Consider the following 19,607-nt stretch of genomic DNA (forward strand, 5'->3'; position numbering starts at 1 on the left):
ACCTCACCACTACCAATCACTGATTGACCACCTCGTCGCGCTGCATGGGCAGCGGGCAGGGCGGAGCTTTGCCTGCAGGCCGCCGGCAAGGGGGCTGTGTTGCCTGCAATTTGTTTCTTCCACCATCCCTTATGGAGCAGACATGTCTCAACATCAGGACGTCAAACAGGCACTGGGCGACAACGCCGCGCGCCAGCTGGCCAATGCCACCAAAACCGTACCGCAGTTGTCCACCATCAGCCCGCGCTGGCTGGTGCACCTGCTGCAATGGTCGCCGGTAGAAGCGGGCATTTTCCGGCTGAACCGGGTGAAAAACGCGGCTGGAGTGCAGGTGGCCTGCTCGCAACGCGACGAATCCGAACTGCCGCAAACCTTTGTCGATTACGAAGAACAGCCGCGCGAATTGTTCCTCAATGCGGTCACCACCGTGCTGGACGTGCATACCCGCGTGTCCGACCTGTACAGCAGCCCGCACGACCAGATCAAGGAACAGCTGCGCCTGACCATTGAAACCATCAAGGAACGCCAGGAATCCGAGCTGATCAACAACCCGGAATACGGCTTGCTGGCCAATGTGGACGATACCCAGCGCATCTCCACCCTGACCGGCGCACCCACCCCGGACGATCTGGACGAGCTGCTGACCAAGGTATGGAAAGAACCGGGCTTCTTCCTGGCCCACCCGCTGGCTATTGCCGCCTTCGGTCGTGAATGCACCCGTCGTGGCGTACCGCCGCCGACCGTCAGCCTGTTCGGCTCGCAGTTCATCACCTGGCGCGGTGTGCCCATCATCCCGTCGGACAAGCTGCCTATCGACGAAGACGGCAAAACCAAAATCCTGCTGCTGCGCGTGGGTGAAAAGCGCCAGGGCGTGATCGGCCTGTATCAGCCGGGTGTGGCTGGCGAGCAGAGTCCGGGCCTGTCGGTGCGTTTCATGGGGATCAACCGCAACGCCATCGCGTCCTACCTGATTTCGCTGTATTGCTCGCTGGCCGTGCTGACCGAAGATGCGCTGGCCGTGCTCGAAGACGTGGAGATTGGCAAATATCATGACTACCCAGATACCTATAAGTAAGCCGGAGGGTTTACCGGACATCGCCCAGCTGGCGAGTCTGGCCAATGCCTTCTTCAGCGCCTTGCCGGGACAGCTACCGGGCAGTGCGCCAGCAGCGGCCAATGGGCTGAATCTGGACGTGGCCGGTCCGCAGTTGTCGCCGCAGCCAGCAGCGGCCGCCGCGCACACGCCGGAACCGGCTGCGCTGGATGGCTTTGGCCGTGGTGGCCCGCATGCCTATGCCGTGCCTGAGGGCTATGGTGCGGCCATTCCGCAACTGGCTGCCGCCCAGCCTTCGGCCCCGTCAGCTGCGGGTTCCGCCGTGCCGTCCTCGCCGTATTACTTCATCGGTGAGTCCTCGGCATACCCGGCATCGTCCAGCAGTTTGCCGGTGGATGACCGGGTGACGGCGCAGTCCTTCGGCCTGCCCGGTGCGGATGAGCTGCGCGTCTTGCTGGCCGGTGACAGCCGCCAGCCGGTGGTGGCAACACCCGCACAGGGCAATAGCCATGGCTATTACTTTGTCGAGGAGTGGCCGCAGCATGGCAAGGCACCGGATTTCGACCGCAAGGTGGCCAGTCGCGGCCATGGCTTTGATGTCAATGCCGTGCGACGTGACTTCCCCATTCTGGCCGAACGGGTCAATGGCAAGCCCTTGATCTGGCTGGACAACGCTGCCACCACGCACAAGCCGCAAGCGGTGATCGACCGGCTGGCCTATTTCTACCAGCACGAAAACTCCAACATCCACCGTGCCGCGCATGAACTGGCGGCGCGGGCGACGGATGCCTATGAAGCGGCCCGTAACAAGGTGGCGCGCTTCATCGGCTCTCCCAGCCCGGATCAGGTGATTTTCGTACGCGGTGCCACTGAGGCCATCAACCTGGTGGCCAATACCTGGGGTCGGCAGAACATCGGCGCGGGCGATGAAATCGTGGTGTCGCAGCTGGAGCACCACGCCAACATTGTGCCCTGGCAAATGCTGGCAGCGGCTAGCGGGGCCAAAATCCGGGTGATTCCGGTGGATGACAGCGGCCAGATCCTGCTGGACGAGTACCGCAAGCTGCTGAACAGCCGCACCAGGCTGGTGGCCATCACCCAGGTTTCCAATGCCCTGGGCACGGTGACGCCGGTACAGGAAATTGTGGCGCATGGCGCATGCCGCCGGAGCGCGGGTGCTGGTGGATGGGGCGCAGTCGGTATCGCACATGCGGGTGAACGTGCAGGCACTGGATGCAGACTTCTTTGTGTTCTCCGGACACAAGGTGTTTGCACCCACCGGCATCGGCGTGGTGTATGGCAAGCGGGAATTGCTGGACAGCATGCCGCCGTGGCAAGGGGGTGGCAATATGATTGCCGATGTCACCTTCGAAAAAACGCTGTATCAGCCAGCGCCCAACAAGTTCGAGGCAGGCACCGGCAATATCGCGGACGCGGTGGGTCTGGGTGCAGCCATCGACTATGTCGAGCGTATCGGGCTGGAAGCCATTGCCCATTACGAGCACGACCTGCTGGTGTATGCCACCCACGGCCTGCAATCGGTACCGGGTTTGCGCCTGGTCGGCACGGCAGCCAACAAGGCCAGCGTGCTGTCCTTCGTGCTGCCGGGCTACCGTACCGAGGAAGTGGGCAAGGCGCTGAATCAGGAAGGTATTGCGGTGCGCTCAGGCCACCACTGCGCCCAACCGATTCTGCGGCGCTTCGGGCTGGAAGCCACGGTACGTCCTTCGCTGGCGTTCTATAACACCTGCGAGGAAGTCGATACCCTGGTGGCGGTAGTGCAGCGGCTGGCACGACGCCGTTAGCGCTTGGTGTTGCGGGACAAGGGCCAATGCCATGCATTGGCCCTTGCTGCTTTACAGCCCGGCGCGCGGTGCGCTCAGAATCAGGCGTAGCCCCAGCAGGCCGATGGCGGATGCGGCCAGGCGGTCGATATGCTGTTTGGCGCGAAGATAGACCGCTTGCGGTTTGCTGCTGGAAAAGCCGAAGGCCACTAATGCATACCAGCCTGCCTCTACCAGCAGCACGGCGGGCGGCAAGGCCAGGCTGCACCATGCTGCCGGTTGCCTTGGCAGCAGGGCGGCAAAAATGCTGCCATAGACAATGGCTGTCTTGGGGTTGCTCAATTGGGTGGACAGCCCCAGCCAGAAGGCACGCAATAGCGGGCCATGCTGTTTGGTATGGGCGGTATCAACGGTCAGGGGTGTTGTGGCACCACGCCATATGCGCAGGGCCAGCCATAGCAGGTATAGCCCGCCAGCCAGTTTAAGGCCGCCATACAGCCAGCCCACTGCCGCCAGCAGGGAGTACAGGCCCAGCAAGGCCAGTATGCTGAAAATAGCACCGCCAGCGCCCATGCCCAGCGCAGTGGCCAGGCCATGGCGGCGCGACTGGCTGATGGCGGTACGGGCCACCACCACAAAGCTGGGGCCGGGGCTGATGGCTCCCAGCAGGATGGCAAGCACAATGGCAATGAAGGCAGTTGAAGAACTCATGAATGGCTCTCTGGGCTAAGGGTGGGGGCGGGGGCGCCGCCGCTGTCTGCCTGCCCGGACTTTGCGGGCGGTCATTGGCAGCATAACATCATGCGCTTGCCCTTTATGAAAGTGTTGCCATGCCTTCCATTCGTCTGATGCAGCTGGATGATTACCCCACAGTGCTGCAGCTGATGCAGCAAACCCCCGGTATTTCCATCCGCGATGCTGATTCTGAAGACGCCACCGCGCGTTATCTGGCGCGCAATCCGGGTTTGAGTTTTGTCGCCGAGGTAGACGGCTGCATCGTGGGCTGCGTGATGTCCGGTCATGATGGTCGGCGTGGTTATCTGCAGCATCTCTTGGTGTTGCCCGCCTACCGTCGCCAGGGTCTGGCGTGTCGCCTGGTGGAGTGCTGCATTGCCGAACTGGCCCGGCAGGGCATCGCCAAGACCCATCTTGATGTATTTCGCAGCAATACTGCTGCGCTTAGTTTCTGGGACCGGCAAGGCTGGCAGCGGCGCGAGGATATCTGCCGCTACTCCTTCATTTCCAGCGGTAATAGCCAGGCCTGAGCCACCGCCTGCAAGTGGTTCTTGCTGCTCAGGCTGGCGGTAAGCCACGGCTTGCGCTTACAATGCGGCCCTTTTTTCTCGTCCGGGGGCTGTCATCGAAATGCTTTACGCTGTGCAACGTTATGCCGCCACGCGGCCATGGGCCAGACGTGTCGGGCAACTCTACACTCAGGCAGTGCAAGCCGAAGCCGTTCAACAGGAAGGCATGGCGCTGGTGGCGCGCGAACTGGAACGCGCCGCCCTGGTGTATCCGGCTGCCACCGCGCGGATTGCCACCGAACAGCGTCTGGCCGATGCCTATGGCCAGTTTTGTCGCCATGGCCGGGTGATGGCACAGCTGGAAAATGGCCTGTTGCAGGCGCTGGCGCATACCCGTCTGCCTGCCAATATGCCGGAGAGGCTCACGCTGCCTGCCGATGCCTTTTATCTGCATGCGGGCGAGCAGGGCGGTGCGTTTGTCATGCATCTGCCTGCCAGCAATGCTGTTGCCCTGTTACTGGTTGGTGCTGATTTTTCGGCAGCTGGCTGTGACTGGCTGGCGGACACCGAGCAAAGCCTGGCCTTGCTGGTGAATTACCCCGGCGAACTGGCCGCGCCGATGGCCTCGGTGGAGCCACAGTGGCATGCGTTGTTGAGCACGGTATTGAGTGGGTTGGCTGTCATGACGCAACCCAAGCTGGAAATGGTGCGTGGCTGGGAACAGGCGGCACCTGCGGATGTGGTCGCACTGGCCAGCCACCCCAGTTGCGTGAAGTCGCGCAAGAAAGGGCGCAGCCAGCTGCTGCAGGCAGGTTTTCAGGAGGTCAGCTATTGCCGCATGGCTGGGGTGGCAGGCTCGGATACGGCGTATGCCAGCCAGGGCTACTGGCGACGCCAGGCGGTGAGCGATGCACAAGGCGGCTCCCGCTTGGTGTGGGTGATGCCGCGCTGACTCAGCGCTGTGCCAGCTGGGTGCGCAGGATCTGGCGCACCGCCGAGGTTTCAATGGGTTTGCCCATGATGGCCGATACGCCGGCAGCTTCGGCGGCCGCCAGTTTTTCCATGTTTTCCTCGCTGGAAATCATGATGATGGGAACCGAGCACTGCATGCTGCTGGTGCGGATATAGCTGGCCAGCTCGCAGCCGTCCATCAGCGGCATGTTGTAATCGGTCAGCACCAGGTCAAACAGAGTGCTGTCGATCAGCGGCACCGCATCCTTGCCACTCCAGGATTCGGTAATTTTCTCGAAGCCCAGTCTTTCCAGTACGGTGCGGATGTGGCGGCGTGCCATCACGCTGTCATCCACGATCAGGATGTTGAGGTCGGCATAGTCGATATCGCTGTCGGTATCGTTCTGGTTGACGGCCAGGAAATCCATGGTGTCGTTGATGACCTTGCGCAGCTGGGGCAGGTCGAAGGGTTTGGGCAAAATGCCCATCAGCCCGGCCTGGCGCATGGGGTCAATCAGCTCTGGGTTGGTTTCGCTGGAAATCAGGATGAAGGGCAGGTCACGCAATTCCGGGTGGCCGCGCATCTGGAAAATCAACTCCCCGGCAGTCATGTCCGGCAGGTGAAAGGCACTCATCACCACATCCGGCTTGTATTTGCCAATGTATTCCAGCAGTGATTCGCCGGTTTCGAATACTTCCATGCGCGTGATGCCAAGTTCTGCCAGCGCATGGCGGATGATCTGCGCCTGTACCGATGAGCTTTCTGCCAGCGCGACAATCAGGTGTTGGGTAGACAGCATGCGTGGTATCCGTTATCTGATAAACGTTGATTCACTATAGGCCGCTTGGCGCAACTGTCAGTATTGCCAATGAAAAAACCCCGCCGCAAGCGGCAGGGTCGGGTTGATTACTGTTCTTGATGGTAGCGGGTAATCCGCTCAACTTCTTCCTTGGAACCCAGGAACACGGCGATGCGCTCGTGCAGGCCTTGCGGCTGGATTTCCATGATGCGCTGATAGCCATTGGTGGCAGCGCCGCCAGCCTGTTCGATGATGAAGGCCATCGGATTACCTTCATACATGATGCGCAGCTTGCCGGCCTTGTCCGGATCGCGGGCATCTTTCGGATACATGAAGATGCCGCCACGGGTGATGATGCGATGCACTTCGGCCACCATGGAGGCAACCCAGCGCATATTGTAGTCCTTGCCCAGCGGGCCGGTTTTGCCAGCCAGCATTTCGTCGACATAGCGTTTTACCGGGGCTTCCCAGTGGCGCATATTGGACATGTTGATGGCAAATTCCTGGGTGGTTTCAGGCACTTGCATGTCTGAGTGTGTCAGGACAAAAGAGCCGTGTTCGCGGTCCAGTGTGAAGCCGTGCACGCCACTGCCGAAAGTCAGCACCAGCATGGTTTGCGGGCCGTATACGGTATAACCGGCAGCAACCTGTTTGGTGCCTGGCTGCAGGAAGGCTTCCTGGGTGGGGTGGTCAATGCCTGCCGGGCAGCGCAGGATGGAGAAGATGGTGCCAACGGAAATATTGACATCGATGTTGGACGAGCCGTCCAGCGGGTCGAACATCAGCAGGTAATCGCCCTTCGGGTACTCGCCCGGAATATGATAGGGCAGTTCCATTTCTTCCGACGCCATGGCGGCCAGGCTGCCACCCCATTCATTGGCATCCAGCAGGAAATCGTTGGCGATCACATCCAGCTTCTTCTGTGCCTCGCCCTGGATGTTGCCGGTACCGGCTTCACCCAGAATGCCGGCCAGCGCACCCTTGTTGACGGAGTAGCTGATGGCCTTGCAGGCGCGGCCAACGGTTTCGATCAACAGGCGCAGCTCTGGGGGCAGGGTGCCGGCCTTGCGCTGTTGTTCGATCAGAAAGCGGGAAAGGGTGATGCGGCTCATGTCATTCCTTGCGTGCGGTGGGTGTGCAAAACGTGTCTGGTTCTGGCACAGCGAATCTAATGTCAGGCGGTCATTATAACGAATATGCCTGCATCGTCATGTGCTAACAGCTATCAATAAACGGTGATTCTAGCGAGAGCCTTGTAATGCGGATATTTCTGGCGCTGCTTCTTTTGTCATGGTTGCCTGCTGCAATGGCACTGAGCATTTATACCGAAGAATGGCCGCCGATTACTTTTCAGCGTGGCGGCATGGCCGATGGCATGGCCGTGGAAGTGGTAAGGGAAATCCAGGCCAGAATCCATGACAATAGTACGGTGGAGGTGGTGCCGTGGGCGCGGGGCTATCGCGAGCTGGAAAGCACGCCCAATGTCATGCTGTTTACCGTAGGGCGCAGTGAGGCACGTGAAAAGCTGATGACGCTGGTGGGGCCGATTGCGGTGTCGCAAACGGTGCTGCTGTGCCGCAAGGGCGAGTCGGCTGGTTTGCTGGCGCTGGGTAGCGCCATTTATAACCGACCGGTGGGCGCCTACCGGGGCAGTATCTTTGCTGATGCTGCGGTGGCCGCTGGTTTTACCGAGCTTGATCTGGCACCTACCCCGCAGATCAGCGCACAGAAATTGCTGGGCGGGCGCTATGACTTGTGGGTGGAAGGCAGCTTTGTTGTCGCTGCTGTGCTCAAGGATATCCACCAGCCGGCTGAGGCTGTGGAAGTGGTGCGGGTGCTGGAATCGCTAGAGCTGTACCTGGCGTTTTCGCGCGGCACGTCGGGCAAGATCATCCGCCGCTGGTATGAGGGGCTGGCGGCAATCAAGAAAGATGGCACGTTTCGGCATATCTACAACAAATGGCTGCCGCACGAGATTGTGCCCATGGACGTGAGAGAAATCGGGCTGCCGCCTTTGCCCTGATGGGCGGCAGCCTGTGCGGCAGGTGGAGTCAGTCTGCCGGGAAGGCGTGGGCAATCATGTTGGCATTCAGCCCGGCAGCCGGGAAGGGCCGCATCTGGCCTGCTTCCTGTTCTAGCCAGCGACAGAATGACGCCACGGTTGAATCGCCCGATGCGGTGCGCGGCACAATCCAGCAGTAATCGCGTACCGGCACCACCGGGCTGGATAGCGGTGCGACCAGTTGGCCGGAATCCACCAGTGACTGCGCCATGGGCAGGGGGCCCAGTGCCACGCCCAGGCCATCCATTGCCGCTTGCAAGGCCAGCGAGAAACGGTCGAAGTGCAAGCCGCAGGCTGGTTTTAGTTCCGGTACGCCTGCCAGGGTAAGCCAGCGCTGCCAGGCGGTGGGGCGGGTATCGGCATATAGCAGGGTGTGTTGGGCCAGGTCGGCCGGGCTTTCAATCGGAAAGCGTTTTAGCAGTGCGGGCGAACACAAGGGCAGCTCGCACTCTTCCAGAAACGGCTTGGCGATATGGCCGGGCCAGTCGCCAGGGCCACGGCGGATGGCAATATCAAACGGGCTGTCCAGTCGGCTGATGTCGCGGTCGGATGTCACCAGATGCAGCTCCACATCCGGGTAGCTTTCGCGGAATACGTGCAGTCTGGGCATCAGCCAGTGCATGGCCATGGTGGGGGTGGAGTTGATGGTGAGCCGGCGCTGATTGTCCGGTTGCAGCAACTGCGAGGTGGCATTGGCGATCAGGTCCAGGCCGTCCTGCACTTGGATCAGGTAGCGCCAGCCGGTGTCAGTCAGCTTTACGCGCCCGCCGGCGCGCTCGAACAGGCGCACGCCCAGCCATTCTTCCAGCTGCTTGATCTGCTTGCTCACAGCACCGTGGGTAACGAACAGCTCGTCAGCTGCCGAGGAAAAGCTTTCCAGCCTTGCTGCGGCTTCAAATATCCGCAGCGCGTTGAGAGGGGGGTAAGTACTCATGGTGTGAGTATAACTCACAGACGATGTTTCGATTACTCGTTTGTAACTGGCATACAGAGAGCGTAATCTTCCAGCAATCAAAACGGGGTAGAACAAAATCTCCCCGGACGGTTGCCGCCAGTTGATCCCCCGCTGGCGGCTGACTCATTGCAAACAACCCAAGCAAAAAGGTCCCAAGCTATGCTCGAAGCCTACCGTCAGCATGTTGCAGAGCGCGCTGCACTGGGCATTCCGCCCCTGCCGCTGAACGCCAAGCAAACCGAACAACTGGTCGAACTCCTGAAAAACCCGCCCAAGGGCGAGGAAGATCTGCTGGTCGAGCTGATCACCTTCCGCGTGCCGCCGGGCGTGGATGATGCCGCCAAGGTCAAGGCATCCTTCCTGGCCGCCGTGGCCGAAGGCAGCGTGGCTTCGCCGCTGGTTTCCCGTGCCAAGGCGACCGAACTGCTGGGCACCATGCTGGGCGGTTACAACGTCAAGCCGCTGATCGACCTGCTGGCTGATGCCGAAGTGGGTGGCATTGCCGCCGAAGGTCTGAAAAAGACCCTGCTGGTATTCGACTTCTTCCACGACGTGCAAGTACTGGCCGAAGGCGGCAACGCCAACGCCAAGGGCGTGCTGCAAAGCTGGGCCGATGCCGAATGGTTCACCAGCCGTCCGGAAGTGGAAAAGAAAATCACCGTTACCGTATTCAAGGTGCCGGGCGAAACCAATACCGACGACCTGTCGCCGGCACCGGACGCCTGGAGCCGCCCGGACATCCCGCTGCACTATCTGGCCATGCTGAAGAACACCCGTCCGGGTGCTGCCTTCGTGCCGGAAGAAGATGGCAAGCGCGGTCCGATGCAGTTTATTGAAGACCTGAAGAAAAAAGGCCACCTGGTTGCCTACGTGGGCGACGTGGTGGGGACTGGTTCTTCCCGCAAATCCGCCACCAACTCCGTGGTATGGGCGACCGGTCAGGACATCCCGTTTGTACCGAACAAGCGCTTTGGCGGTGTCACCCTGGGCGGCAAGATTGCACCTATCTTCTTTAATACCCAGGAAGACTCCGGCTCGCTGCCGATCGAAGTGGACGTATCCGCGCTGGAAATGGGCGATGTGATCGACATCTACCCGTACGACGGCAAAATTGAAAAGAACGGTGCCACCGTTGCCAGCTTCCAGCTGAAGTCCGACGTGCTGCTGGACGAAGTGCGCGCAGGCGGCCGTATCAACCTGATCATTGGCCGTGGTCTGACTGCCAAGGCCCGCGAAGCGCTGGGTCTGGCTGCATCCACTGCCTTTCGTCTGCCGAAAGATCCGGTCAATTCCGGCAAGGGCTTCTCGCTGGCGCAGAAGATGGTTGGCCGCGCCTGTGGTCTGCCGGAAGGCCAGGGCGTGCGTCCGGGTACCTACTGCGAACCGAAGATGACCACCGTGGGTTCGCAAGACACTACCGGCCCGATGACCCGCGACGAGCTGAAAGACCTGGCCTGTCTGGGCTTCTCCGCCGACCTGGTGATGCAGTCCTTCTGCCACACCGCCGCTTATCCGAAGCCGGTGGACGTGAAAATGCACAAGGAACTGCCGGCCTTCATCTCCACCCGTGGCGGTGTTGCGCTGCGTCCGGGCGATGGCGTGATCCACAGCTGGCTGAACCGCCTGCTGCTGCCGGATACCGTTGGTACCGGTGGTGACTCCCACACCCGTTTCCCGATCGGCATTTCCTTCCCGGCCGGTTCCGGTCTGGTGGCGTTTGCTGCGGCTACCGGCGTGATGCCGCTGGACATGCCGGAATCCGTACTGGTGCGCTTCAAGGGCGAACTGCAGCCGGGCGTTACCCTGCGTGACCTGGTGAATGCCATCCCGCTGTACGCCATCAAGCAAGGTTTGCTGACCGTGGCCAAGGCTGGCAAGAAGAACATCTTCTCCGGTCGCGTACTGGAAATCGAAGGTCTGCCCAACCTGAAGGTTGAACAGGCATTCGAGCTGTCCGACGCTTCTGCCGAACGTTCCGCTGCCGGTTGCACCGTGCATCTGAACAAAGAGCCGATCGCCGAATACATGCGCTCCAACATCACCCTGATGAAGACCATGATTGCCGATGGCTATGCCGACCCGCGCACGCTGGAACGCCGCATCAAGAAGATGGAAGAGTGGATTGCCAATGGCGAACTGCTGAAGGGTGATGCCGACGCCGAGTACGCCGCCGTGATCGAAATCGATCTGGCCGACGTGAAAGAGCCGATCGTGGCCTGCCCGAACGACCCGGACGACGTGAAGTTCATGTCCGAAGTGGCCGGTACCCCGATTGACGAAGTGTTCATCGGTTCCTGCATGACCAACATCGGTCACTTCCGTGCTGCGTCGAAGCTGCTGGAAGGCAAGCGCGACCTGCCGGTCAAGCTGTGGCTGGCTCCGCCGACCAAGATGGATGCGCAACAGCTGACCGACGAAGGTCACTACGGCGTGTTCGGCATGGCCGGTGCCCGTACCGAAATGCCGGGCTGCTCGCTGTGCATGGGTAACCAGGCGCAGGTGCGTGAAGGTGCCACCGTGATGTCCACGTCCACCCGTAACTTCCCCAACCGTCTGGGCAAGAACACCAATGTGTTCCTGGGCTCGGCCGAACTGGCCGCCATCTGCTCCAAGCTGGGCAAGATTCCGACCGTGGAAGAGTACAAGGCCAATATCGGTATCATCAACGAGAAGAGTGCTGAGGTTTATCAGTATCTGAACTTCGACCAGATCAAGGACTATCAGGACGTTGCCGCTACCGTGGCCGTGAACTGATCTCACCTGCGATCAACAAGAACCCCGCCTGGTGCGGGGTTTTTTGTCTTCTGCAATTGGCTGCAGCCAGCTAGTGCGGTCTGCTAGCAAAAAACAGGTACAATCGGCAGTCTTGTTGTCCTGTAGCGCTGTGTCGGTTTGCTGGTGGGCCAGCGACCGGATGCAAGCAGCGGTTTGAATGATGAAAGAGGTTGCGGATCGTGTGGTTTGTGTTTGCACTGATTGGTTTGGGTGTGGCTGGTGGTGTGGCCTGGCGGAAGCTGGGAGGAGGGCAGTCCTGGGTCAAGGGCTTGCCGGAACAGCGCGTACGCCTGCTGAAAAAGCTGGACCAGATGCTGGGTGCCGGCCACGACGAGGCGCTGGATGTCACTCCGGCAGCTTTTCGTGAGCGTCGGCGCGAACCCGTTGCCATTCGCTTCGATGTGGATGAAGAACGCAACCCGCCTGAACCGACTGCCCCGCTGACTGAAAATAAAGTACAGCCGTCCGTCGTATCTGCCCCGGCAAGCGCCGAATCCCGTCAGCCGGGGGTCTCCCCCTTTCATACCGACAGGGCAGGGCCTGCTGTCGCGGCTGTGGCTGATGCAGTACCTGCCAAGCGTCAAGCCGCCGCCCGTACTGCGCCGCCGGCAGATCTGCCGCATGTGGAGTTGGCACGCAGTTACCGCAGAAGCAAGCCTCAGCCCAAATCGGCAGCCGCACCGGTTGCCGGTAATTTGCCGGTCATCGGTCTGGACGAGTTGCAAGACAATATGCACCACGGTGCACGCCGCCGTCAGGCGCAGCGTCAGCCACAGGCCGGACAGCCAGAACAGAAACCTCTGCCGTTGATCGACCCGCACGAAGTGCGCGCGCAGGTTAATGCCTTGCATAGCAAGCGCCGCAGCAGCGAAGTGCAGGTCGAAAAACCCGCTGTGGTTCTGCAGCCGGTGCGCGTGGCTCCCCTCAAGATCATGCCAGCGACGCCGACGCCGCGTCGTGAGCAGGCCCCGGAAGAGCCCGCCATTGTTCGTCACGAACAGCAACCCCGCAGCAAGGCCTATGAAGGCTGGATCCGTCCGCCGGAAAATCGTGCGACGCAAGCCAAACCCGTCGCGCCCGCCCCGCAGCCAAGCCCTGTGCATGCACCAGGCTTGTCACTGGCTGACATCCCGGATGCGCCGACAACTGGCCTGCCTGTGGCGGCAGGGCCGGTCACAACCACGATTGGCAGCGTAGTTGCGCCTGTGCCAGCCACCGCTGGCCACGTGCCGAAAGTGGCCGATCAAGCCGCTGGGGATGAGCCATTACTTGCCCAATTGGTGCATACAGTCCACGAAGAGGCCGAGCCTGCAGTAGCTGAAACGGTTGCCGCTGCGCCGCTTGCAAGGGCTGACAGTCAGGCCGTGCTGCAAGATGCGCCGCTAAACCTGAACGCCTCTGCAGAACCCATGGCTGTACCTGACAGTGTTGTCGCCAGCCCGCAGGCGCAGCCTGCAGCGGCGCTTCCTGATGATGAAAACAGCTTTACGCCAAGCGTAGAGGAACGTCAGCCCTGGCGCTGGCCAGCGCAGCACCAGCAGGTGCAGCCGCCGGTAGTGCCCGCAACACCGGTGGCCCAGGCTGGGCAGGCGCAGGATGTATTGCGCTGGTCAACAATTGTAGAACGACAGCCACAGGCCGAAGCCGCCGCTGCAAGCGATAGCCCGCTGGTTTGGCATTTGCTGGATGATGCCCAGCCTTCTGCCAGCCTGGCAGCCGATGCCGTGGAAGCAGCGGGTGACTTGGCAGATACCGCAGCCCCCGGCGCCTCCACCGTGCAATCTGTGCTAATGGAGACCGAGGCGACAGATTCCGCGCCACCCGCCCCGGTAAGTGCGGTGCCGCCGGGTATGACGCCAGACGCCGCCCTGCCGTGGAGCTTGCCAGCCCCTGCCGCCGTGCACCGGGCCAAGCTGCCGGTGATCTACGGCGACGACTGCTTGCCGGGACTGGATTTGCTGCGACCGGCCGAAGAGGCCACCACCATCGTGTCTGAAGACGAATTGCTGGAGCGCGGCATTCTGATTGAAGAAAAGCTGGCCGAATTCAAGGTCAAGGTCAGCGTGGTGGATGCCTATGCCGGGCCGGTGATTACCCGCTACGAAGTGGAACCGGCCGTCGGCGTGCGTGGCAATCAGGTGGTCAACCTGATGAAAGACCTGTCGCGGGCGCTGGGGCTGGCCTCCATCCGGGTGGTGGAAACCATCCCCGGCAAGACCTGCATGGGCCTGGAGCTGCCCAATGCCAAGCGCCAGATGATTCGCCTGTCGGAAATCTTCTCTGCCGATGTGTTCCAGCAGCCAGCCTCGCGTCTGACGATGGCGCTGGGCAAGGACATTACCGGCCAGCCGGTGGCTATCGATCTGGCCAAAGCCCCGCACCTATTGGTGGCAGGTACTACCGGCTCGGGCAAGTCAGTGGGCGTCAACGCCATGATTCTGTCCATGCTGTACAAGGCCACGCCAGACGAAGTGCGCTTCATCATGATCGACCCGAAGATGCTGGAGTTGTCGGTATATAACGACATTCCGCACTTGCTGGCCCCGGTGGTGACCGACATGAAACTGGCTGCCAATGCGCTTAACTGGTGCGTGGGCGAAATGGAACGCCGTTACCGGCTGATGAGCGCACTGGGTGTGCGTAATCTGGCCGGTTACAACGACAAGGTGCGCGAAGCCGAGGCGGCTGGTCGGCGTTTGACCAACCCCTTCAGCCTGACGCCGGAAACGCCGGAGCCGCTGAATAATCTGCCCTTCATCGTGGTGGTAGTGGATGAATTTGCCGACCTGATGATGGTGGCTGGCAAGAAGATTGAAGAACTGATTGCCCGGCTGGCACAGAAAGCCCGTGCGGCGGGCATTCATTTGATTCTGGCCACCCAGCGCCCGTCAGTGGATGTGATTACCGGCCTGATCAAGGCCAATATTCCAACGCGGATTGCCTTCCAGGTGTCCAGCAAGATCGACAGCCGTACCATTCTGGACCAGATGGGTGCGGAAAGCCTGCTGGGTCAGGGTGATATGTTGTTCCTGCCGCCTGGCAGCGGGTATCCGCAACGGGTGCATGGCGCTTTTGTCACTGATGACGAAGTGCATGCGGTGGTGGATTTCCTTAAGCAATGGGGTGAGCCTGACTATGTGGAAGGCTTGCTCACCGGCGAGAGCGAAGCGGACGAGGAGTCGACCGCAGCCACCGCCAAGACGCAGGCAGCAACCGAGAGCGATCCGCTCTACGACGAAGCGGTGGAAATTGTGTTGAAAACCCGCAAGCCGTCGATTTCCGCAGTGCAGCGTCATTTGCGTATTGGCTATAACCGGGCGGCGCGGCTGATTGAGCAGATGGAGGCCGCCGGCATTGTCAGTGCCATGGAAAGCAATGGCAACCGCACCGTGCTGGTGCCGCAGCGGGAGTTCTGATCGATATAGGCCTGATGTGTGCCCGCGCAGGGCAGAGGAAAACAAAAAAGGCAGCTTTGGCTGCCTTTTCCTGTGATGGACAATCTCAGTAACGACGCTGGCGACGCGGCGGCTGCTCGTCGTTACGGATGCGGATGGGGATCAGCTCGCGTTTTTTCTCCAGCGGGGCAAGCATCATGCCCAGCACAACGGCAAAGGCGGCGATCAGTACGATCATCAATACGGTTTCCATGGCTGATCTCCCTTGGCTAAGTATGGTTCTGACTGGTTGAACCTTAAATTCATTGTCGGCACAACTGGCTGATTGCTCAAGTTAAATATGCGGCAATTGTGGTTTTTTTCAAGCAAACCTGCGTAATTTCATAGTGATGCAGGTAGCAATCCAAACATCATCTATAAAGTAAGGCATGAACCAATACGCATTGCGCTGGAGAAGGTTTTGACCGCGCCATTCCATGCTGATTCCACCTCAGCAGCACAATCGTCGGCAATAGTGTTGCAAGCCATGTTCAACGCGGCAGATGCGGCTTTGCTGGTGCTGGATGCCGCAGGCATCATCACCTTGTGCAATCCGGCGGCAGAAAAGCTGCTGGGCTACCCGGCAGATGCGTTGCGTGGCCAAAGCCCAAGCTGTCTGCTGGCTCCGGATCGGCTGGATCAGGAATGCCGCCAACTGGCGTTACGGCTGGGGCGTAGTGTTGCAAGCGCAGAGGTATTTACGGCAGAGGCCCAAGCTGGGCGCAGCCTGCAGCGCGAATGGCCATTGCTGGATAAGCAGGGACGGGAGCATACGGTACGTCTGTCGGTAACCACCATTGCCACCCCGGATGTGGATGGCGGCTTCATGCTGGTTTTGCAGGACATTACCGAACTCAAACGCATGCAGCAGTTGATGAGTCGCCAGCATGCATTGTTTGCCTCCGGGCCGATGGTGGCTTTTTCCTGCCACCCGGAGCGCCCGGATGTGGTGGCTGAAGTCAGCCCCAACGTGGCGGACATCCTGGGTTGTTTTCCTGAGGATATCCTGCTGGATCCTGCGTGGTGGAAGCAGCGGCTGCATCCGGACGACAGGCCAGCCCTGGTTGATGGCCGTTGGCGTCTGCTGCAGGGGGAGGGCTTTGTTACCCGGCGTTATCGTTTTTTGCATGGTAGCGGGCGCTGGTGCTGGCTGGAGGAGCATGTGCAGCTGCTGCCCGGCGACGTGGTGCAGGGCTACTGGATTGATGTCAGCAAGCAGGTGGAGGGTGAGGACCGGCTGGCCAAGATTGCCAGCAACATTCCCGGCATGCTGTTCAAGTACACCATCGATGCGCGCGGCAAAGGCCACTTTGTCTATGTGAGTGAAGGGGTGCGCAATATTTTTGGCATCTCGCCCCAGCAGGCGCGGGAAAACGCAGAACTGGTGGCACAGCGGGTTTTTCCGGATGATCTGCAGCGGGTGTGCGAAGAGGGCGAATCTGCGCTGCGCTATCACTTGCCATGGATATGCGAGTTTCGCATCTGTCTGCCGGATGGACGGCTGATCTGGGTGGAGGGGCGGGCCACGCCGGAGTTGCAGGACGACCAGTCAGTGGGCTGGCATGGCCTGATCTCGGAAATCACCCAGCGTAAGCGTACCGAAGAGGCACTGCGCGAAAGCCAGGAGCGGCTGGACATGGCCATGCGCGGTGCCAATATCGGCCTGTGGGACTGGCACGTGGCGCTGGGGCGTCTGGATTTCAACCAGCAGCTGGTGAATATGCTGGGTTACGACTATCACACCCTGCACAATAATCCGGCGCAGTGGCAGACATTGGTGCATCCGGATGATCGGTCCACCGTGCGGCACAATATCCGTGTGCTGCTCAAGCGCGAGGCGCAGCAGTACCGGATCGAATACCGGCTGCTCAAGCGCAATGGCGAAATCATGTGGATCCTGGACAAGGGCCACGCGACCGAGCTGGATAGCAACGGCAATGTCTGCCGTATTGTCGGCACCGTGCAGGACATCACCACCCATAAACAGGCCCAGAAACTGCTGGAAAACAGCGAGGCCCACTTTCGCATGCTGTTCCAGAACCATGGCGCAGTGATGATTCTGATTGACCCTGCCAGTGGCCAGATTGTGGATGCCAATTCGTCTGCCGAGCGCTTTTATGGCTATCGCCGTGCCGAGCTGGTGGGCATGCCATTGAGCCTGATCAATCAGATGGAAGATGAGCGGATACGCGGCACCATGGGGGTGGCCTTGTTGCAGGCGCATAACCATTTCACCTTTACCCACCGGCTGGCCAGCGGCGAGTTGCGCACGGTGGATGTGCATTCCTCACCGGTGGATTCCGGTGGCCGCACCTTGCTGTTTTCCATCATTCATGACATTACCGCGCGCCGACAGGCCGAGGATGCGCTCTCCACCTTGCAGCGCCAATTGCTGGCCATTATCGAGAACTTCCATGGTGCCATGCTGCTGGAGGACCAGCATGGTGCCGTGGTGCTGGTTAACCATCAGTATTGCGAAATGTTTATGCCTGAGCGCAGCCCGGAGCAGATCAAGAATGACAGTCGCTTGCATGTGGCTGCCGCAGCGGCTAGTTGCTTTACCGAACCGGAACGGCTGATGCAGCGGCTGGAAGAGTTGCAGCACTCGCGCCAGCTGGTGCTGGGAGAGGAATGGGAGCTGGTTGATGGCCGGATCCTGGAGCGCGATCATGTGCCCATTTTCATCGAGGGGCGCTTGCGCAGTGTGTTGTGGGTATACCGTGACATCAGCAACCGCAAGAAGCAGGAAGAGGCCCTGCGCATGCTGGCCACCACCGACGCGCTTACCGGCATTGCCAACCGGCGCAGCTTCATGGAAAAACTGGGTGAAGAATTTGCCCGCTTCATGCGCTTTAGCAATCCGGTGGCGGTGCTGATGCTGGATATCGATCACTTCAAGCAGGTCAACGATACCTGGGGGCATGCGGTAGGTGACAAGGTGCTGCACGAATTTGCTGCCATCTGCCAGCAGGAAGTGCGCAAGGTGGATGTGCTGGGCCGGTTGGGTGGAGAAGAATTTGCCGTCATTCTGCCGGGTAGTGGCATGGCGGGGGCGCTGGCGCTGGCAGAACGCCTGCGCGAGGCGGTGCGCGGCCATGAAATCAAGGTGGGCGAGGCGGCGCTGCAAATCCGCACCAGCATTGGTGTGAGTTGCTTTTCACGCCAGCAGCAGGATGCCGCCGTGGCGCTGGCGCTGGCCGACCAGGCCTTGTATGAGGCTAAGCTGGCCGGACGCGATCAGGTGAAGGCTTTTGATGGCAATGGTCAGCATTTTCCGCCCATTGCGCCGCCAGGGGGTTAGGCGGCGGGCTGGCTGACTGCCGGTGCAGTCTGTTTCAGGCTGCGCATGGCGCGGTCTACGCCCTCCAGCGTCAACGGAAACATGCGTTGCTGCAGCAGGGTGCGCATCATCTGCAGGGATGGGGTGTAGTCCCAGTATTGTTCCGCCACCGGGTTGAGCCATGCCGCATGGCGAAACTGCGCCAGCAGGCGCTGCATCCATGCTTCGCCGGACTCTGGATTCATGTGTTCCACGCTGCCGCCCGGATAGCTGATTTCATATGGGCTCATGGTGGCGTCACCAACCAGAATCAGCTTGTAGTCTTTGCCAAAGGTGTGGATCAGGTCCCAGGTAGACAGACTGCTGCTCTGGCGACGCCGGTTATCCTTCCAGACCGTTTCGTAGACGCAGTTGTGGAAGTAGTAATATTCCAGGTGTTTGAACTCGCTCTTCACGGCAGAGAACAGCTCTTCCACGGCCTTGATGTGGTCGTCCATTGAGCCGCCCACGTCAAACAACACCAATACCTTCACCGTATTGCGCAGCGCGCGCACCATTTGCAGCTTCAGCAAACCTGCATTGCGGGCGGTGGCGGCAATGGTGGCATCCAGGTCCAGTACTTCCTCGGCCCCTTCGCGGGCGAATTCACGCAGCCGGCGCAAGGCCAGCTTGATATTGCGGCTGCCCAGTTCCGCCGCGTTGTCGAAATTGCGGAATTCCCGTTTGTCCCACACCTTTACCGCACGGCGATGGCGCGATTCATTCTGGCCGATGCGGATGCCCGCCGGGTTGTAGCCATAGGCACCAAACGGGCTGGTGCCACCGGTGCCTATCCACTTGTTACCGCCTTGATGCCGCTCTTTTTGTTCCTCCAGTCGCTGACGCAGGGTGTCCATCAGCGTGTCCCAGCCCATGGCCTGCAGTTGCTGCTGTTCTTCTGGGCTGAGAAATTTTTCCACTTGCTTGCGCAGCCAGTCTTCCGGAATGGCAGTTTGCAGATCGTCCAGCTGCAAGCTGGTGCCACGGAAGTAGTGGCTGAATGCCTGATCAAAGCGGTCGTAGTGCTTTTCGTCCTTGATCAGCGTGGTGCGTGCCAGGAAATAAAAGGCGTCCAGGCTGCCAAAAGCGACATGCTGTTTCAGCGCTTCAAGCAGGGTGAGAAATTCCTTGAGCGATACCGGCAGGCCGGCGTTGCGCAATGTATAAAAGAAATCGATCAGCATGGTGGCTTCGTGCAGCGTGACAGGGAAAAATCCAGATGCTATTCT

Annotated in this window: 14 protein-coding genes and 1 pseudogene; 9 read left to right on the forward strand and 6 right to left on the reverse strand. The window is 60.3% G+C overall.

The window, feature by feature from the left end; all coding sequences use genetic code 11:
- Positions 1–142 precede the first annotated feature (142 nt).
- The 3 genes and pseudogenes from ACODR9_RS00375 to ACODR9_RS00385 all read left to right on the forward strand — a co-directional run bounded on the left by ACODR9_RS00375 (position 143) and on the right by ACODR9_RS00385 (position 2,859).
- The gene (locus ACODR9_RS00375; RefSeq protein ID WP_045844953.1) at positions 143–1,075 is read left to right on the forward strand and encodes a family 2A encapsulin nanocompartment shell protein; all 933 of its coding nucleotides are present in this window, start codon (positions 143–145) and stop codon (positions 1,073–1,075) included.
- Positions 1,050–2,141, forward strand: a pseudogene (locus ACODR9_RS00380) (aminotransferase class V-fold PLP-dependent enzyme); the annotation flags it as partial. The gene ACODR9_RS00375 and the pseudogene ACODR9_RS00380, both read left to right, overlap by 26 nt.
- A gap of 64 nt (positions 2,142–2,205) precedes the next feature.
- Entirely contained in the window at positions 2,206–2,859 is a 654-nt protein-coding gene (locus ACODR9_RS00385) for an aminotransferase class V-fold PLP-dependent enzyme (RefSeq protein WP_488807020.1), read from the forward strand.
- A gap of 51 nt (positions 2,860–2,910) precedes the next feature.
- Here the strand turns inward: ACODR9_RS00385 and ACODR9_RS00390 are convergent, their stop codons facing one another.
- Positions 2,911–3,549 (reverse strand): LysE family translocator, encoded by a 639-nt coding sequence (locus ACODR9_RS00390; RefSeq protein ID WP_488807021.1) that lies wholly within the window; start codon positions 3,547–3,549, stop codon positions 2,911–2,913.
- Positions 3,550–3,668: 119 nt separating this feature from the next.
- On the opposite strand from ACODR9_RS00390, the gene ACODR9_RS00395 reads away from it, so the two are divergent.
- Both ACODR9_RS00395 and ACODR9_RS00400 read left to right on the forward strand, forming a co-directional pair.
- Positions 3,669–4,103: a GNAT family N-acetyltransferase gene (locus ACODR9_RS00395; protein ID WP_488807022.1), complete on the forward strand. Its 435-nt coding sequence runs from the start codon at positions 3,669–3,671 to the stop codon at positions 4,101–4,103.
- Positions 4,104–4,203: 100 nt separating this feature from the next.
- Positions 4,204–5,034 (forward strand): hypothetical protein, encoded by an 831-nt coding sequence (locus ACODR9_RS00400; RefSeq protein ID WP_488807023.1) that lies wholly within the window; start codon positions 4,204–4,206, stop codon positions 5,032–5,034.
- Position 5,035: 1 nt separating this feature from the next.
- Here the strand turns inward: ACODR9_RS00400 and ACODR9_RS00405 are convergent, their stop codons facing one another.
- Positions 5,036–5,833, reverse strand: coding sequence for a response regulator (locus ACODR9_RS00405; protein ID WP_488807024.1), 798 nt, complete (start codon positions 5,831–5,833; stop codon positions 5,036–5,038).
- A gap of 107 nt (positions 5,834–5,940) precedes the next feature.
- Positions 5,941–6,945: a class 1 fructose-bisphosphatase gene (locus ACODR9_RS00410; RefSeq protein WP_488807025.1), complete on the reverse strand. Its 1,005-nt coding sequence runs from the start codon at positions 6,943–6,945 to the stop codon at positions 5,941–5,943.
- 194 nt (positions 6,946–7,139) lie between these two features.
- Between ACODR9_RS00410 and ACODR9_RS00415 the strand changes: the two genes are divergently transcribed.
- Positions 7,140–7,856 (forward strand): substrate-binding periplasmic protein, encoded by a 717-nt coding sequence (locus tag ACODR9_RS00415; protein ID WP_488807026.1) that lies wholly within the window; start codon positions 7,140–7,142, stop codon positions 7,854–7,856.
- A gap of 28 nt (positions 7,857–7,884) precedes the next feature.
- Here ACODR9_RS00415 and gcvA read toward each other — a convergent pair whose 3' ends face one another.
- Positions 7,885–8,829, reverse strand: coding sequence for a transcriptional regulator GcvA (gcvA, locus tag ACODR9_RS00420; RefSeq protein WP_488807027.1), 945 nt, complete (start codon positions 8,827–8,829; stop codon positions 7,885–7,887).
- A 180-nt stretch (positions 8,830–9,009) separates the two neighbouring features.
- Between gcvA and acnB the strand changes: the two genes are divergently transcribed.
- Together acnB and ACODR9_RS00430 are read left to right on the forward strand one after the other, a co-directional pair.
- Positions 9,010–11,604, forward strand: coding sequence for a bifunctional aconitate hydratase 2/2-methylisocitrate dehydratase (gene acnB, locus ACODR9_RS00425; RefSeq protein WP_488807028.1), 2,595 nt, complete (start codon positions 9,010–9,012; stop codon positions 11,602–11,604).
- 200 nt (positions 11,605–11,804) lie between these two features.
- The gene (locus tag ACODR9_RS00430; protein ID WP_488807029.1) at positions 11,805–15,041 is read left to right on the forward strand and encodes a DNA translocase FtsK; all 3,237 of its coding nucleotides are present in this window, start codon (positions 11,805–11,807) and stop codon (positions 15,039–15,041) included.
- Between the two features lie 85 nt (positions 15,042–15,126).
- Here ACODR9_RS00430 and ACODR9_RS00435 read toward each other — a convergent pair whose 3' ends face one another.
- On the reverse strand, positions 15,127–15,273 hold the full coding sequence (locus ACODR9_RS00435) for a hypothetical protein (protein WP_488807030.1): 147 nt from the start codon (positions 15,271–15,273) through the stop codon (positions 15,127–15,129).
- Positions 15,274–15,480: 207 nt separating this feature from the next.
- Between ACODR9_RS00435 and ACODR9_RS00440 the strand changes: the two genes are divergently transcribed.
- Complete coding sequence (locus ACODR9_RS00440; protein ID WP_488807031.1) at positions 15,481–18,360, forward strand: PAS domain S-box protein; 2,880 nt, start codon at positions 15,481–15,483, stop codon at positions 18,358–18,360.
- Here ACODR9_RS00440 and ACODR9_RS00445 read toward each other — a convergent pair.
- Positions 18,357–19,562 (reverse strand): vWA domain-containing protein, encoded by a 1,206-nt coding sequence (locus ACODR9_RS00445; protein ID WP_488807032.1) that lies wholly within the window; start codon positions 19,560–19,562, stop codon positions 18,357–18,359. The genes ACODR9_RS00440 and ACODR9_RS00445 overlap by 4 nt on opposite strands.
- Positions 19,563–19,607: the final 45 nt, after the last annotated feature.

It is taken from the genome of Aquitalea sp. FG25 (assembly GCF_057809375.1).

Bases quoted from the DNA above. Each gene is read 5' to 3' on its own strand.
- ACODR9_RS00395 (WP_488807022.1), top strand. From the start codon at position 3,669: ATGCCTTCCATTCGTCTGATGCAGCTGGATGATTACCCCACAGTGCTG.
- ACODR9_RS00435 (WP_488807030.1), bottom strand. From the start codon at position 15,273: ATGGAAACCGTATTGATGATCGTACTGATCGCCGCCTTTGCCGTTGTG.
- ACODR9_RS00405 (WP_488807024.1), bottom strand. From the start codon at position 5,833: ATGCTGTCTACCCAACACCTGATTGTCGCGCTGGCAGAAAGCTCATCG.
- ACODR9_RS00375 (WP_045844953.1), top strand. From the start codon at position 143: ATGTCTCAACATCAGGACGTCAAACAGGCACTGGGCGACAACGCCGCG.
- ACODR9_RS00445 (WP_488807032.1), bottom strand. From the start codon at position 19,562: ATGCTGATCGATTTCTTTTATACATTGCGCAACGCCGGCCTGCCGGTA.
- ACODR9_RS00385 (WP_488807020.1), top strand. From the start codon at position 2,206: ATGGCGCATGCCGCCGGAGCGCGGGTGCTGGTGGATGGGGCGCAGTCG.
- ACODR9_RS00390 (WP_488807021.1), bottom strand. From the start codon at position 3,549: ATGAGTTCTTCAACTGCCTTCATTGCCATTGTGCTTGCCATCCTGCTG.
- gcvA (WP_488807027.1), bottom strand. From the start codon at position 8,829: ATGAGTACTTACCCCCCTCTCAACGCGCTGCGGATATTTGAAGCCGCA.
- ACODR9_RS00400 (WP_488807023.1), top strand. From the start codon at position 4,204: ATGCTTTACGCTGTGCAACGTTATGCCGCCACGCGGCCATGGGCCAGA.
- ACODR9_RS00415 (WP_488807026.1), top strand. From the start codon at position 7,140: ATGGCACTGAGCATTTATACCGAAGAATGGCCGCCGATTACTTTTCAG.
- acnB (WP_488807028.1), top strand. From the start codon at position 9,010: ATGCTCGAAGCCTACCGTCAGCATGTTGCAGAGCGCGCTGCACTGGGC.
- ACODR9_RS00410 (WP_488807025.1), bottom strand. From the start codon at position 6,945: ATGAGCCGCATCACCCTTTCCCGCTTTCTGATCGAACAACAGCGCAAG.